This window comes from Promicromonospora vindobonensis (genome assembly GCF_042685865.1).
Classification (GTDB): Bacteria; Actinomycetota; Actinomycetes; order Actinomycetales; family Cellulomonadaceae; genus Promicromonospora; species Promicromonospora vindobonensis.
The window spans coordinates 2,562,325-2,575,527 of the sequence record NZ_JBHUOG010000001.1 but is presented as its reverse complement, the minus strand read 5'-3'; the positions used below and the strand labels follow the sequence as shown (position 1 = coordinate 2,575,527).

Sequence of the window (13,203 nt, the reverse complement as noted above, 5' to 3'; positions counted from 1 at the left end):
GTCTGTCTGTGACCGGCTACGACGCAGAGTTCCTCGGTTTCACCGTCCCGCTCCCGGTCTCGCCCGTCGAGGTACGTGTCCTGGATTACACCCACTTCTCGGTCCTGCTCGACCCCGGTCGGCGCCTCGCGGCGGCCACCGCCTGCGTCGTCGACGGCGCCACGCTCCTCGCCCTGCGCCGCACCGGGCGGTGGCGGCTGGACGCCAGGGTTCCGACCGGCGAGCAGGCGGGCAGCGACCTCTACTCGGGCAACCCGCTCGACCGCGGCCACCTCGTCCGGCGCCTCGACCCTGTCTGGGGCGACGCCGAGACCGCCACGCGGGCCAACCACGACACGTTCACCTACACGAACGCCGCGCCGCAGGTGAACAGGTTCAACCAGTCCAAGGAGCTGTGGAACGGGCTCGAGGACCATGTGCTCGCGTACGCCGCCGCCCACGACCACCGCATCGCCGTGCAGACCGGGCCGGTCTTCGCCGCCGACGACCCGCCGTACCGCGGTGTCCGCATCCCCCGCCTGTTCTGGAAGGTCGTCGCGTGGGTCGGGCCGGGCAGAGCGTCCGGCGGCGGCGTGGCCGACGCCGGGCCCGGCGTGCTGCAGGCGACCGCGTTCGTGCTGGACCAGACCCCCCAGCTCGAAGACGCCCAGCTCCACGAGATCACCACCCAGGCCCTCGCCCGGGACGAGATCCCGCCGCTGGGCCCGTTCCGGACCTACCAGGTGCCGGTGGGCGACGTCGCGGCGCTGACCCGGCTGGGTCTTGGCCCGCTGCCGGCGGCGGACGTGCTCGCGGTGCCGCCGCCGACGCCGTCGGGCAGCCGGCCGACGGACATCACCATCCACCGCCTGCCCCGCGCCCGCGCGTGGTCGGAGATCCGAACCCGCGACCAGATCGCCCTCCCCACGCCCCGCTAACCCTTGGCTGTGAGCGCGATCGTTGCGGTTACCCGCCCGTTTTAGGCGCAACGATCGCGCTCACAGCCAAGCGGCTTCCGGTGGGCGGCCGTGGGTCTCCAGGAGGCGGAGCCAGATCTCGCTGAGGGTGGGGTACGCCGGGACGGCGTGCCACAAGCGGTCGATCGGCACCTCTGCGGCGATGGCGATCGTGGCCGCGTGGAGCAGCTCGGCGACGTCCGGGCCGACGACGGTGAAGCCCACCAGCACCTGCTTGTCCTCATCGACGATCATGCCCGCGCGGCCGGCGTACCCGTCGGCGTGCAGGGCGGCGCCGGCCACCGCGCCGAGGTCGTACTCGACGGCCCGGACGCGGATCCCCGCGGCCTCGGCGGAGGCCGCGGTGTGCCCGACGGTGGCGATCTCCGGATCGCTGAAGATCACCTGCGGTACCGCACGTTCGTCGGCGGTGGCCGCGTGCCGGCCCCAGGGGGAGGTGTCGACGGGGTTGCCGTTCGCGCGGGCGACGATGGTCTCGCCCAGGGCACGCGCCTGGTACTTGCCCTGGTGCGTCAGGGGCGCGCGGTGGTTGACGTCGCCGGCGGCGTAGAGCCAGCCGTCGCCGACGGGCGTGCCGTCGGTGCCGAGGACGCGCAGGGAGTCGTCCACCTGCAGCCAGTCCCCCGGCGTGAGCCCGACCTGCTCGAGGCCGACGGCCGCGGTGTTGGGCGTGCGGCCGGTGGCGACCAGCACCTCGTCGGCGGCGAGCGTCGTGCCGTCGGCGAGGGTGAGGTGCACCGTGCCGGCCTCGTCGCGGTGGACGCTGTCGGGCTCTGTCAGCAGGTGCAGCGCCACACCCTGGGCCTTGAGCGCCTCGGCCACCAGCTCGCTCGCGAACGACTCAACGGTGGGCAGCAGCCCGTCCCGCGCGATCAGCGTCACCTGGGAGCCGAGGGCCGCGTACGCGGTAGCCATCTCGGTCCCCACGACGCCGCCGCCGATGATCGCCAGCCGCCCGGGCACGGTCTGGGCGGCCGCGGCCTCCCGGCTGGTCCACGGCACGGCGTCGGCCAGGCCGTGCACGTGCGGGACGCGGGCGCTGGTACCGGTCGCGACGACCACGGCGTGCCGTGCTCTCAGCACCGTGGCGTGCCCGTCGGGGCCGGCGACGTCGACGGTGCGGGCGGCGCTGATCCGGCCGACGCCGCGCAGCAGGGTGATCCCGGCGCTCTCCAGCCAGGACACCTGACCGTCGTCGTGCCAGTGCGAGGCAAAGGCGTCACGCCGGGCCAGCACCGCGGCCGGGTCAAGGGAGCCGGTCACGGCGGCGCTCGCCCCGGGCAGGGCGCGTACGGCTCGCAGCGCGGCGGCGTCCCGCAGGAGGGCCTTGGTCGGCATGCAGGCCCAGTAGGAGCACTCCCCGCCGACCAGCTCGCTCTCCACGATCGCCACGCTCAGGCCGCCCTTGACAGCGCCGTCGGCCACGTTCTCGCCGACCGGTCCCGCACCGATCACCACGACGTCGAAGACGTTCTCGCTCATGGTCAGCTGCCCTTCTTGGCGACGCGGTGCAGGCGCAGCGCGGAGACCAGGAAGAAGAAGCCGCCCAGGATCGCGTACCCGCCCAGCGAGGTGAGCATCGCGTTCGGCCCGCCGGCCATCACGAAGAACCCGGTGCCGGCGAACACGGAGATGCCACCGCTGAGGATCATGGCCCACTGACCGCCCAACCGGTAGCGACGGATGGCGACGATGAGCTGCACGATGCCCGCCGTGACCGCCCAGACGCCCCATACCCGCAGCACCGCTGGGATCCCAGAGGTCACGGCCACGGCCAGCCCGATCGCCGTGAGCAGGCTGAGAGCCATGTTGACGTACAGGCCGACGGTGGGGCGCGCGGTGCTCGACGACCGGAAGTCGATGACGGCCGCTGCGACGTCGAACAGCGGGTAGAGCACCAGCAGGCCGATCGCGACCGGGCCCAGCTCCTTCCCGACGACGAACAGCAGCGCCGCCCAGACGACGGCGAAGCCGAATCGGACGACGTACAGGTTTCGCAGCGAGGTCGCGGTGGCTACTGCGGAGGATTCCGCGGTGGTGGACATGAGGGTCCTTTCGGTGAGGGCGTGGTTCAGGGCAGGAGCGCCCTTTCCAGGCTTAGACAACTAGGTAGACTGACTAGTCACTCTACCGATGGGGACAGTACACAGCGACGGCCCGGGAGCGCAAGGGGAGTGACGAAAGGAGCCACGTATGATCGCGACCGTGCAAGGGTCGATGCGGGAACGCCTGATCGAGGCGGCGAGCGAGCTGTTCTATGCGAACGGGCTGCGTGCCGTCAGCGTGGACAAGGTCATCGACCGGGCAGGCACCACGAAAGTGACGTTCTACCGCCACTTCCAGAGCAAGGACGGCCTGATCGTCGCGTACCTCGAGTCCCGTGCGGAGCTCGAACGGAACGGCGTGGACGCGGCCATCGCCCACGGCGAGGGAGACGTCGACGCCTCATTGCGCCTGATGGCAGAGCACACCGGAGCGGCAGCGTGCACCCAGGGGTTCCGCGGCTGCCCGTTCATCAACGCCGCCGCGGAGTACCCCGACCCGGACAGCACCGTCCGCAAGGTCATCGACACGCACCGCACCTGGTGGACGAGCGCGTTCGAGCGGCTCGTCGCCCCGCTCGGGCTGACCGATCCCGCCGCGGTCGCCGACGACCTGATGCTGCTGCGCGACGGAGTGATGGTCGCCGGCTACCTGGGGGACCCCACCAAGGTCGCGGCGTCGTTCCTCCGGAGCTGCCAGGCGGTCGTTCACTGCGCGGTCCGCCGGCCACTGCCGAGCTAGCCCGCTCGTCGTGGCAGGTCAGACTTCGTCCTGCCGCTCGACAGCAGCACCAAAAAGTAAACCCGCCGACAGAGTCGGCGGGCGGTATGACTCCATGCTGACATATGTAATACGCCTTACACAACCTAGGTTGTGTAAGGGGCACTCACCATGGGCCGGGCTTGGTGATCTTGCCGATCGTCGGTGCGAGTTGCGAGTTGCGAGGCGTGCAGGTCTGCCGGCTTGATCTGATACCACCAATGTGAGCCGACACCGACCGTGGGCGCATCGTTGAGGCGACCTGCCGGGTACCCCTTGGTGGGGTTGACAAGCCCCACCGGCACCAGTCCGCGCGCATGGCGGACAGGAAACTCAAGATCCGAGTCGTTGCTGATCACAACCGCCGCGTCCACCATCCCACTCAGAACGTCGATCAGCAGGTGCGACGCGACGTTCACGTCCGACCCCTTCTCCTCGCGGCGAGCGACTGACGCCATGAACGTTGCACCCGGAGAATCAATATTGCCTCCGTCACGAACCATGAGCGGCCACTGGGGATGGACTAGTTCGGGACGGCCACGCCTGCCGACAATCGCCAGTGGGGCAGTCGCAACCCGAGAGACGTACGTGCCCATGGCGAGCTCGTCGACGGACTTCGTGGCGACGAGGGCATGCAAGTAGACGTCCTGCTCCTGTTGTCCGATCCGGTTATCGGCGCCGAGACGTCGCTGGCAGCACAACCATCAGACTTCGTCCTGCCAGTGGTGGGCCGGGGCGTAGCCGAGCACCCGGCGGGCCTTGTCGATGCTCAGGAGTGTCTCTCGTCCCTGCAGCGGACGCCGGAGCGGCACGTCGGGGAACTCCTCTGCCGCGAGGTCGGCGGACTCCCGCCGCATCACGGTGTCGTCGTTCGCGATGACGAACGCCTCGAACCCCGTGAAGTCCGCCTCCAGCGCGCGACGCACCGCCTGCGCCCCGTCGCGCCCGTCGATGTAGCCCCACAGGTTCCAGCGCCGGGCGGCGGTGTCGTCCTGCCAGGACGGGAACCGCGCGTAGTCGCTGGGCCGCATGACGTTCGAGAAGCGCAGCGCGGCGACCTTCAGCTCCGGGTCCCAGCGCGTGAAGTGCTTGCCCATCTCCTCCTCGAGCGACTTGCCGAGCGAGTAGGTGGACTGCGGCAGGACGTCGTACTCCTCGTCCACCGGCAGGTACGGTGGCGGCACGTCGAACGGCAGGCCGAGCACCGTCTCGGACGACGCCGTCACCACGTTCCGGATGCCGACCACCTGGGCCGCCCGCAGCACGTTGTACGTGCTGGGCACGTTGTTGCGGAAGGTCGCAGCGTTCGTCGCCATGCCGGGCGCCGGGATCGCGGACAGGTGCACGACCGCATCCGCGGCCCGCCCCTCGTCGACGCCGGACAGCAGCTCGATCACCTGGCCGAGGTCCGTCAGGTCCGCGACCGTGAAGTCGCCCGGGCTGCCGGCCGGGGGTGTCACACGGTCGGTCGAGACCACGTGGTAGCCAGAGTCCACCAGGTGCTCCACCACGAACTGGCCGAGCTTCCCGCTCGCACCCGTGACCACTACCCGCTGCGTCGTTGCCATGCGTCCGATCCTGCCAGGTGCCCGATGGCCGAGCCGTGCGTCACCCCACGGGTTCGATACGGAGGACGGCGGAGTCGGGACCCCTCCCGCCGCCGAGGTCAGCCCAGGCGCTCACGGAGCCAGGCGATGTCGGGCGCCATGTCGCCCTTGGTCTCGCAGATGACGGGAGCGCCCGCCGCAGCGATCACACCCACCAGCAGGTCCTCCGGGATCAGTCCGTCGCCGAAGTGGATGTGCCGGTCCGCGCCCGACCCGGCGACGTCGCGCGAGTCGTTGGCGTGCACCAGGTCGATACGGCCCGTGATGGCACGGATCTGGTCGACCGCCGTCGAGAGGTCGATCCCGCCGGCCCAGGCGTGGCAGGTATCCAGGGTGAACCCGACGTTGTCCCCGCCGTTCGCCGTGGTCACGGCCGCCCACAGCGCCTCGATGCGCTCCAGGCGGCGCGCCATGGAATAGTCCCCGCCCGCCGTGTTCTCGATGAGCACCGGGACATCGGTCTCCAGGGCGTCGATCGCCTTGCGCCAGTTGTCGAAGCCCTTGGCCGGCTCGTCCTTCGCGGTCACGTGCCCGCCGTGCACCACGACGCCCTTGGCACCGATCGCCCCGGCGCCGTCCATGATCTGCTGCAAGAGCTTGCGGCTCGGGATACGGATCCGGTTGTTGGTCGACGCCACGTTGATCACGTAGGGAGCGTGCACGTACAGGTCGAGGCCTGCCGCCGCCGCGTCGGCCCGGAGGGCCTCCGCACCACCCTCGTACGGGAGGTCAGGCACCTTCCACGCCTGCGGGTCGCTGAGGAACACCTGCACCGTGTCCGCGCCGAGCGTCTTCGCTGCACCGATCGCGTCGGTCAGGTCCACGTGCGCACCGATCTTCACCATGGACCCCACCATAGAACGGCACACCGACACGGCGGCGGGCGGCAACGCCCGACGACGGGGTCGCCGGTGAACCGGGGATCAGCCGAGCCCGCGCACGCCCCCGGGGGTCACCGCGAGCAGGTTGCCGTCGACCGAGACGAGCGAGGTGCTCTGCCGCAGGTGGAGGAGGTCGGCCAGGGCGGCGTCCCAGACGAGGTCACCTGATGCGGCATCGAGGGACACGAGGGTCGCACCGGCCGCCTCGTCCTCCAGGTGGAGGAGCACCTGCCTGCCGTCGGTGAAGGCCCGGTACGGGAACGCGGCCCAGAGCGGCGCCGCGTCGGCACGCTCCGCCGGGGCCCAGACCCACCGCTCGTCGCCTGTCGTGACATCGAGCCCGTGGACGGCGCCGTCCTCGTCGAGGAGAACGGCCGTCTCGCCGACCTCTGCGGCGAACCACACGAACCTCGACTCGGAAGAACCACGCCAGCGCGGCGTGCCGTCCGGCTCGTAGGCGTGCAGGCCGGACCCGCTCTCGTCCGAGCCGAGCAGTGTGCCCGTGCCATCGACGACGCTCGCCTCGAACGGACTGCCGGCGATCGACTCGAGGGCCTCGCCGTCGGCGGAGTACACGATGCTGTGCGTCGCGGAGCCGTGCGCCGACGCGACATAGCCACCGGTGGTGAGGCCAGCGATGCGACCATCCCCTGGCTCGCTCACCCCGCGGAGCAGTGCGCCCTCCGCAGTGATCGAGGCATTGGCTCCGCAGCCGTACAGGTCCACCCGGCCGGTGCCGATCTGCGCACCGAACGCCTCAGGATCAAGGACGGCGTCGAGGTCCGCCGGGCCGGCGGTCCCGGCCCAGGTCCGGTTCCGGGGCGTGGTGCAGTCCCCGGCCGGGGTCGCCACGAACGGAGCGGTCACGGTCCAGCGTTCCGCACCCGTGACGGCGTCCTCCGCGCGGACGGTGATGCCCCGGCCGGACTCGACCGTTCCCGTACATTCGCCCGTCGGCGCGCACGCGGCGTCCCCGAGGTCGAGCGCCGAGTCCGGACCGAAGCGCTCGGCCCGCAGCACGGTCCCGTCCGGCCCCGGCCTGGCGGCTCCGTACCGGGCGAGGTCAGCGGCGCCGAGCGCACGCGGCGCGGACGGGACGCCGTCGGGGCCGACCGCGATCACCTCGCGGCCCGCACCGGGCCCCGAGACGCAGACCACGGTCGCGGTGGCTGTCGCCTCCCAGCCCGGGTAGCCGGCCGGGCCGCACTCCGGGTCCTCACCGAGCGGGATCTTCCACCGCTCGTCGCCGGTGGCGGACTCCAGTGCGAGCAGGTCACTCTCCGACACGAACACCAGGAGGCCGTCGAGCGCAGCCACCTGCGCGATGCCGCCCTCTCCGGCGGACCCCCTGAGACCCACGTTGCCCTGCCACTCCCACAGCTCGGCGACCGGCGCGGACACGTCCACCACACCGCCGCCCACCGCGCGGATGCGCTCGATCCGGGCGGCCTCGCGCACACCGTCCAGCACGTACCCGGTCCCCAGCGCGATCGCCAGCACCGCCGCGACGGGGGCCAGCAGGCGCAGCCTCACCCCCAGGGCGCCGCCCAGCCGGGGCTCGCCTGACGACTCCTCACCCTCTGAGCTGCCCTGGACAGAGTCCGGGCCGTCCGCCGCACCCGGACCGCCGGCAGAGACCTGGCCGGAGGGCACTTCGGCAGCGACCGCGTCGTCGTCGACGAGATCGAAGACGAGAGCGCCCTCCTCTTCGGGGTCACCTGCCATGCGGCCGAGCGTATGCCGAGCCGGTCGCCGTTTCACTCGGAGCGACGCGGCCCCTCAAGAGCGACGAGACAAGCCCGGCCCGCTCAGCACCTCCCGCTCAGCCGAGCCCCTTCACGCCGGCGGGCGTGACCACCAGCAGGTTGCCGTCCACCGCGACGAACCCGCTGGAGAAGGCCCCCTCATCAGGATCGGTGGGCGCTCGCCGCTCCCAGAGCACGTCGCCCGAGAGAACATCGAGCGCCACCAGCCCGAAGCCGCCGGCACCGCTCTGCGTGACCAGCAGGACGGACTGCCCGTCGGTGAACCCCCGCGTCGCGTACAGGTCACCGGCGCCCTCGTCGTCCGAGTCCGAGACGTTCCACGTCCACCGCTCCTCGCCCGTCGCCAGGTCCATCCCGTACACCGCACCGGACCAGGAGCCGACGATCGCCGAACCGGCCACCTGAGCGATGAAGAGCTGGGCGTCGGTCGGCGACGGGACGTCCCAGAGCGGCGTGCCGTCCGCCTCATAAGCCCGCATCCGCTGCTCTCCGCCGCCCGGGGCGAGGAGCGTGGCGGGTTCCGGGCTGTCCGCCGCGCTCGGTTCGCCCACATAGCCGTCGACCTCGGCGATCATCTCGCCGTCGGCCCTGTAGAGGGTGGTCCGGACCTCATCGTCGACGTACACGTACTCGACGTATCCGCCGGAGCGGAGGCTCATCACCCCGCCGGTCCCTGACTCGATCTCCAGGCCGAGCGCCTCCCCTTCCAGCGTCAGGCCTGCTACGACGCCGCAGCCGTCCAGGTGTACGAGCCCACCGGTGAGCTGGGCGCCGAATGCTTCGGCGTCGATCATCTCGTCCGGGCCCGTCATCCTGCCGGCGCGGTCCCACGACGAGCCGGACCAGTTGTTGCACTGGTCGGCCGGCGTGGGCCGGAACGGGACGGTCACGGTCCAGCGCTCCGTGCCTGTCGCCGCGTCCTCGGCACGGACCTCGAGGTCACGACCCGACTCGACGGTACCCGTGCACTCCCAGGTGTCCGTGCACTCTGCGTCGCCGCGCCCCTCCGCCGGCTCGGGTCCTACCCGCTTCGCACGGAGCACCATGCCGCCCGGCCCCGGGCGGGCAGGCCCGTACCGGCGTTCGTCCGCGGCACCGAGCGGCCGAGCTGATGCGACCACCCCGTCCGGCCCGATCACCATGGCCTCCCGGTCCTCGGCGGGTCCCGCCAGGCACACCAGGGTCGGTGTGATGACCTCGGTCCAGCCCGCCGTGCCCATCGGTCCGCAGTCCGGGTCGGCGCCCAGCGGGACCGTCCATGCCTCGTCTCCCGTCGCCGGGTCCAGCGCGACGAGCTCACGGTCGGACTGAAACGCGAGCAGGCCACCCAGCAGGGCCACGTCGTTCTCCCGCCCCTGGGCCGTAGCCGAAGGAGTGCCGACGGCGCCGTCCCACGACCACCTCTCCTCGAGCGGCGACGACACGTCGACGACGCCGCCCGGCACGTCACGCATCCGCTGCATCCGCAGGTCGTCGCGCAGGCCGTCGACCGCGAACCCGGTACCCAGCACGACCGCCAGGAGTGCGGCGACCGGGGCGAAGGCCCGCGCTCGTGCGCCCAGCTCGCCCGACGGCGTCGGCCCGCCGGCAGCCGGGTCGGCACCGTCCGGGCCGGCGCCGTCCGGATCGTCGCCGGCGGCCGCGCCGGACAGCGCAGGCGGTACCTCGAGGTCAGCCGTGTCGTCGTCGACCAGGTCGAAGACGTACGCACCACCCTGGTCCGGATCACGTGCCATGCGGTCGAGGGTATGCCGAGCGGCTCCCCGTCTCACCCAAGACCGCGGACTCCACCGGGGGTGATTTCCAGCAGGTGACCGTCCACCGCCACCAGGTAGCCCATGATCCCCTGGCTGACCGGGCCGCCGCCCACCGGGTCGACCGCACCGGCCTCGCCGCCTGGCCGGTCCCAGACCACGGCACCAGAGGCCGCGTCGAGCACCACCAGGCCCCGGACCCCGCCGGAATCGCTCTCGATCAGCAGCAGCACGGACTCACCGTCCGTGAAGGCCTGGGCCACGTACACACTGCCGAAGTACCCGCCGTCGCCCCCGGACGCCGGGTCCGATCCGTCCCAGACCCACTTCTCCGCACCCGTGGCGAGGTCCAGCCCGCGCACGCTGCCCGCCCCGGTCGTGACCACCGCGGTGTCACCCACCTGGGCGAGGAACTCCTGACCGCCCGACTGCAGCGTGATGTCCCACCGGGGCGTGCCGTCCGGCCCGTAGGCCCGCAGGCGCCGCCCGGACTCGTCCACCCCGAGCAGCACCGCCGCCTCGACCTCGTCGGTGGCCCGCGAGGCGAGCGGGTATCCGGTGACCTCGCCGACCACGTCACCGTCGGCGGCGTGCAGGGTGGCGCGGACCACGCCGTCGAAGCGCGTCACGGCGTACCTGCCGGCGCCAAGGCTGGTGATGCCGCCCCTGCCCGGTTCGAGCTCGGTGCCGAGCACCGCCCCGCTCGGGGTGACGCCCACCTGGATGCCGCAGCCGTTCAGGTCGATGCGGTCCGCCGTGGCCCAGCCGCCGAAGGCGTCCGGGGCGAGCGCCCCGCTGAACACCAGGCGGCTCTCCGAGCTGCTCCAGGACCCGCCGAACGTACGGGCGCACTGTGCGGCGTCCGCCGGCCGGAACGGGACGGTCACCTTCCAGCGCTCGTCGCCGGTCACCGCGTCCTCTGCACGGAGCACGAGGTCACGACCGGACTCGACGGTCCCTGTGCACTCGCCCCCGTCGGTGCACTGCGCGCCCGCCACGTCGATCGCGGACAGCGGCCCCACTCGCTCCGCGCGCAGCACCGTCCCGTCCGGCCCGACACGTGGCGGCCCGTGCCTGCGGGTGTCCGTGGCGTCGAGGGCTCTCGGAGCCGAGGACGTTCCGCGCGGCCCGACCACGACCACCTCGCGGTCGGGGCCCTTGCCCTGCAGGCACACGAGCGACGAGATCACCAGAGCGCTCTGGGCGGGTCCGGCCGTCGGCCCGCACTCCGCGTCGTCGCGCAGCTCGACCGTCCAGGCCTCCTCGCCCGTGACCGGGTCCAGCGCGACCAGCTCGCCGTCGGACTCGAAGGCGAGCACGTCGTCGAGCACCGCGACGTCGGTGATGCCCCCGCCCGGGCCGACAGCCCCGTGCCACACCCACGTCTCCTCCAGGGGCGACGACACGTCGGCGACACCCCCGGGGATGTCGCGCATCCGCTCGATCCGCGCATGGTCCCGCATGCCCTCGACCGCGAGCCCGGTACCGAGCACGACCGCAAGGACCGCCGCTACCTGTGCGGTCGCGCGCCGCCTCCGGCCAGGGCTGCCCGACGCCGCAGGGTCGGCTGCCGCAGGCCCGACACTGTCCGTGTCGCCCGCACCGCCCGCTGCCTCCACATCGGGCACGACGCCCGGTCCGGCCGGATCCGCCGACGCAGCACCGGTGGCCGCGTCGTCGTCGACCAGGTCGAAGACGAACGCATCACCCTCGTCCGGGTCGCGCGCCATGCGGCTGAGCGTAGTGCCGCGCCCCGCGCGGTTCAGCCGGTCCGGCGACGCTCAGCCAAGACCCCGCAGCCCGTCCCGGGTGAACTCGACAAGATGCCCGTCGACGGCGACGGCACTACCAGTCATCGGCACGTCCCAGAGGCGCTCGCCGGTGCTCAGGTCGAGAGCGATCAGCAAGCCGGGCCCCGCACCCTCGTTCGGCAGGTAGTGCGTGGCGACGGTCTCGCCGTCGGTCAGCGTGCGCAGACGAGCCATCGCCACCAGGTCCTCGGTACTCGAGGTCCAGAGCTCGGCGCCGGTCTCGCGGTCGAGACCCACCAGCCGGATTCCTCTGTCCACGACCACCACCTCGCGGCCGACCAGCAGCACCCCCTGTGCGTACGTCTCCGCCCAGGCCACCGCCCCGTCCTCACGCACAGCCTCGAACCCGGTGCCGGACTGCCGGGTGACGAACACGATGTCGTCGGGCGCGTCGGGCGACGTCGACTCTGTGCGCAGGCTGCCGTCCAGGGTGCGCAGGACCTCGCCGGCGGCGTTCACCACGACGGTCGCCATGCCGTTCCGGTCCAGGGCGTACCGGCCGGAGCCCAGTTCGTCCACCCACACGGGCGGCGGGACCGCGCCTACCAGGTCCAGCCGCACGCCGATCGGAGAGAACGTCGCCGAGACACCGCACCCGTCGACCACAACGGTCTCGGCACCCGCGCGGACCGTGACGAGGTCCGGATCGACTGCCGACGCGGTGGTCGACCAGTCGCCGTCCTCCGGCACCGCCTGGCAGTTGTTCGTGTTGATCTGGTCGAACTCGACGGTGCTCGTCCAGCGTTCGCGGCCCGTACCGGCATCCTCGGCGGTGACGAGCAGGTCTCGGGCCTCGGTCAGGGACTCGGGCAAGCACTGCCCCAACGAGTCGCACTCCACCGTGCCGACGGGCTCCCCGGTCCGCACCGTCCGCACGACCATGCCGTCGGGGCCGGCGAACACCTGCTCGCCCGCTGCCAGGTCGGCAGGCCGGGCGCGAGCAGTCCCGTCCGGAGCGATCGCCAGCACCTCCCGCGCGTCGTCCGGGCCGTGCACGCACACCAGGGTGTCGGTCGACGCCGACGCGTCGAAGCCGGAAGGCCCGCAGGCTGGGCGCTCGTCCACCGGCACACGCCACGCCACCTCGCCGGACCCGGGGTCGATGGCCACGACGTCCTCGAACCCGGCCGGGCGCTGGTTCGCCATCCCGGTGGAGGCATCGATCCAGAAGTCCTGCGCGTCCGCCGGCGGTACCACCACCAGGCCGTCCATGGTCACCACCTGCTGGCCGAGGGAGACGTCCTGGCCCTGCCCCACGGGGACGTCGTAGGGCACGGTCCAGGTCTCCGTCGGCGGCTCCGCGAGCGAGGCCACCCCGACCGACGAGGCACGCATCAGCTCCGCACGCTGGTGGTCCTGCACCAGGTCGACCGCCGTGACGGCCACCAGGGCAGCGACCACCGCCGCCGCGGCGACCAGCCAGGTGCGCCGCGAGACGTTCGGCAGCCAGGACCGGCGCCCGGTCCCGGTCCCGACGTCGTCGGCGGGTCCGTCGGCTGCCTCCGCAGCGGCATCCTGTCCACCGCCCTCGACCAGGTCGAAGACGACGGACTTCTGCTCGTCAGGCCGTGACATGGCCGGAGCCTACCCGCGGGACCTGGCGGTCCTGCCGGGGCGCTCCACGCC

At 72.2% G+C, this 13,203-nt stretch carries 11 protein-coding genes; 2 read left to right on the top strand and 9 right to left on the bottom strand.

The window, feature by feature from the left end; translation table 11 throughout:
- Window positions 1-8 precede the first annotated feature (8 nt).
- The gene (locus tag ACFS27_RS11625; RefSeq protein WP_377183058.1) at window positions 9-917 is read left to right on the top strand and encodes a DNA/RNA non-specific endonuclease; all 909 of its coding nucleotides are present in this window, start codon (window positions 9-11) and stop codon (window positions 915-917) included.
- A 60-nt stretch (window positions 918-977) separates the two neighbouring features.
- Here ACFS27_RS11625 and ACFS27_RS11620 read toward each other — a convergent pair whose 3' ends face one another.
- Entirely contained in the window at window positions 978-2,438 is a 1,461-nt protein-coding gene (locus tag ACFS27_RS11620) for a dihydrolipoyl dehydrogenase family protein (protein WP_377183056.1), read from the bottom strand.
- A gap of 2 nt (window positions 2,439-2,440) precedes the next feature.
- Window positions 2,441-3,001 (bottom strand): hypothetical protein, encoded by a 561-nt coding sequence (locus ACFS27_RS11615; protein WP_377183054.1) that lies wholly within the window; start codon window positions 2,999-3,001, stop codon window positions 2,441-2,443.
- Between the two features lie 148 nt (window positions 3,002-3,149).
- Between ACFS27_RS11615 and ACFS27_RS11610 the strand changes: the two genes are divergently transcribed.
- The gene (locus tag ACFS27_RS11610; RefSeq protein ID WP_377183052.1) at window positions 3,150-3,740 is read left to right on the top strand and encodes a TetR/AcrR family transcriptional regulator; all 591 of its coding nucleotides are present in this window, start codon (window positions 3,150-3,152) and stop codon (window positions 3,738-3,740) included.
- A 125-nt stretch (window positions 3,741-3,865) separates the two neighbouring features.
- Here the strand turns inward: ACFS27_RS11610 and ACFS27_RS11605 are convergent, their stop codons facing one another.
- The 7 genes from ACFS27_RS11605 to ACFS27_RS11575 form a co-directional block, all read right to left on the bottom strand.
- Window positions 3,866-4,177, bottom strand: coding sequence for a hypothetical protein (locus ACFS27_RS11605; protein ID WP_377183050.1), 312 nt, complete (start codon window positions 4,175-4,177; stop codon window positions 3,866-3,868).
- A gap of 285 nt (window positions 4,178-4,462) precedes the next feature.
- Window positions 4,463-5,326 carry an NAD-dependent epimerase/dehydratase family protein gene (locus ACFS27_RS11600; RefSeq protein WP_377183048.1) on the bottom strand — a complete coding sequence of 288 codons (864 nt, stop codon included), beginning with the start codon at window positions 5,324-5,326 and terminating at the stop codon, window positions 4,463-4,465.
- Window positions 5,327-5,424: 98 nt separating this feature from the next.
- Window positions 5,425-6,210 carry a deoxyribonuclease IV gene (locus ACFS27_RS11595; protein WP_377183046.1) on the bottom strand — a complete coding sequence of 262 codons (786 nt, stop codon included), beginning with the start codon at window positions 6,208-6,210 and terminating at the stop codon, window positions 5,425-5,427.
- Between the two features lie 78 nt (window positions 6,211-6,288).
- Window positions 6,289-7,971, bottom strand: a complete 1,683-nt coding sequence (locus tag ACFS27_RS11590) for an outer membrane protein assembly factor BamB family protein (RefSeq protein WP_377183044.1) — start codon at window positions 7,969-7,971, stop codon at window positions 6,289-6,291.
- A gap of 97 nt (window positions 7,972-8,068) precedes the next feature.
- On the bottom strand, window positions 8,069-9,748 hold the full coding sequence (locus tag ACFS27_RS11585; protein WP_377183042.1) for an outer membrane protein assembly factor BamB family protein: 1,680 nt from the start codon (window positions 9,746-9,748) through the stop codon (window positions 8,069-8,071).
- A 32-nt stretch (window positions 9,749-9,780) separates the two neighbouring features.
- Entirely contained in the window at window positions 9,781-11,496 is a 1,716-nt protein-coding gene (locus ACFS27_RS11580) for an outer membrane protein assembly factor BamB family protein (protein ID WP_377183040.1), read from the bottom strand.
- A 51-nt stretch (window positions 11,497-11,547) separates the two neighbouring features.
- Entirely contained in the window at window positions 11,548-13,152 is a 1,605-nt protein-coding gene (locus tag ACFS27_RS11575; protein ID WP_377183038.1) for an outer membrane protein assembly factor BamB family protein, read from the bottom strand.
- Window positions 13,153-13,203: the final 51 nt, after the last annotated feature.

Coding starts and splice junctions, on each gene's coding strand:
- ACFS27_RS11580 (WP_377183040.1), bottom strand. CDS start 11,496: ATGGCGCGCGACCCGGACGAGGGTGATGCGTTCGTCTTCGACCTGGTC.
- ACFS27_RS11610 (WP_377183052.1), top strand. CDS start 3,150: ATGATCGCGACCGTGCAAGGGTCGATGCGGGAACGCCTGATCGAGGCG.
- ACFS27_RS11615 (WP_377183054.1), bottom strand. CDS start 3,001: ATGTCCACCACCGCGGAATCCTCCGCAGTAGCCACCGCGACCTCGCTG.
- ACFS27_RS11585 (WP_377183042.1), bottom strand. CDS start 9,748: ATGGCACGTGATCCGGACCAGGGTGGTGCGTACGTCTTCGACCTGGTC.
- ACFS27_RS11575 (WP_377183038.1), bottom strand. CDS start 13,152: ATGTCACGGCCTGACGAGCAGAAGTCCGTCGTCTTCGACCTGGTCGAG.
- ACFS27_RS11600 (WP_377183048.1), bottom strand. CDS start 5,326: ATGGCAACGACGCAGCGGGTAGTGGTCACGGGTGCGAGCGGGAAGCTC.
- ACFS27_RS11590 (WP_377183044.1), bottom strand. CDS start 7,971: ATGGCAGGTGACCCCGAAGAGGAGGGCGCTCTCGTCTTCGATCTCGTC.
- ACFS27_RS11620 (WP_377183056.1), bottom strand. CDS start 2,438: ATGAGCGAGAACGTCTTCGACGTCGTGGTGATCGGTGCGGGACCGGTC.
- ACFS27_RS11595 (WP_377183046.1), bottom strand. CDS start 6,210: ATGGTGAAGATCGGTGCGCACGTGGACCTGACCGACGCGATCGGTGCA.